Genomic DNA, 1,409 nt, shown 5'->3' on the forward strand with positions numbered 1-1,409 from the left:
TCTTCTAAATGTTCTTTTAACTGTTCTAGTTTTCGCATTGCTTGGTCTCCACCTCGATAATGATCTCGCCATCAAATGCCGAGATTATTTCCTGTACTGCTTTTGATTGAATGAGCTCAGCCTGAGCTGGCCTTGTCTCCTGAAGCCATTGCCACGCTTTTTGTTTACGTTCTGGTGGCAACCGGCTCAGGTTTACACGCTTTGTTTCAGTCGCCATTTCAACTTCAACCACATCATAAAAAGGGGCCAAATCAGTAAGGCGAGTGAAAATAACCACCGACTTGACCAGGTCCGTCTACACACCGCTCGCAACTCCAAATCACTGCTGAGTATTACTATTCCGCCAACCAGCAGGTAGATAACGAAGGCTCCAAAAATCAGGCTGAATAGCATGCTGTTCACTCCTTTATGATCGGTTCTGATTGAAGCGGTTGGGCTTCATAACCGTTAATATCGATTGGGAATAAATGCCGTCGGCAATAGGTGATCATTTCTTCGGGTTCGCTGAAATAAACCATGATTTCCTGCTTGCCAATCAGCAGCTGCATCCGACAGACAAACTTGCCTGGCACGTCAGATGGAAAAATTCGTGCCGACCGGCAGTAGATGGCTTTGCCGTCAGTGAAACAGGTAATTTCGGTCATTGGCTCACCTGCATTGCCTGATTCGGTTTAGTGAGGAGGTACGCATCAACGCGGGTGATGCCATATTCAAATAAGACTTGATCAATTAAATCGCTAAAATCAGCCCAGCTTTCATAAGCCTCACCACCACGATTGTTATCAATGACAACGTGATAGCTGCAGCCTGACGCGTTTGGTGAAATTCTCGCTGCAACATATATTTTTTTCCCAGGCAAGCAGGTTTCCAAATATTTTTGAACTTTCAATAACGCGAAATTAATGTGTGCTTTCACGACGCCTCCTCCATAGCTAATGCAATGTCTTCCTTGCTGGGACGGGTATAGATCATGGTGGCTGTTGCAGTGGTGTGCCCCAATGCCGCCTGAACCACGCCAAGCTTATTTACAGCAGTAGATTGATTCATGATCCGCATGGCTAAGGTGTGTCTAAACCAATGCGGTGTAATATCGTCCAGCCCGGCCATATCCACCCAATGACGTAATCGGCTTTGCAGACTACGTATGCTGATCCCTTTCCCCTTTTGGCTCATGACCAAAGGGGCATCTGGTTCCAACGCATAACCCATTGCTACGCGGACTCTCAACAGTTCTTTAAGAGCATGCTTGGCTTTCTTGGTGAGTGGAATGCTGTAGCCTTTGCCACGCTTTGCAAACTCACTTCTAAGCTCCAGCCGACCGATGGCAATGGCATGTCTAGCATCTTGAACGGATATACCAACCAGTGAACCAACACGAATGGCGGTATAACGTAATAACTCCATCCAGA

3 protein-coding genes are annotated in these 1,409 nt (G+C 46.7%); all 3 read right to left on the bottom strand.

Going from position 1 to position 1,409, the window contains the following annotated elements:
- Nucleotides 1-25 precede the first annotated feature (25 nt).
- Entirely contained in the window at nt 26-277 is a 252-nt protein-coding gene (locus B3O33_RS04135; RefSeq protein ID WP_292358996.1) for a hypothetical protein, read from the bottom strand.
- A gap of 363 nt (nt 278-640) precedes the next feature.
- A complete protein-coding gene (locus B3O33_RS04140; RefSeq protein ID WP_292358992.1) occupies nt 641-916 on the bottom strand; it encodes a hypothetical protein in 276 nt (91 codons plus the stop codon).
- A partial coding sequence (locus tag B3O33_RS04145) for a tyrosine-type recombinase/integrase (RefSeq protein WP_292363020.1) occupies nt 913-1,409 on the bottom strand: 497 nt, incomplete at its 5' end. The genes B3O33_RS04145 and B3O33_RS04140, both read right to left, overlap by 4 nt.

This window comes from Methylophaga sp. UBA1464 (assembly GCF_002325665.1).
Lineage (GTDB): Bacteria > Pseudomonadota > Gammaproteobacteria > Nitrosococcales > Methylophagaceae > Methylophaga.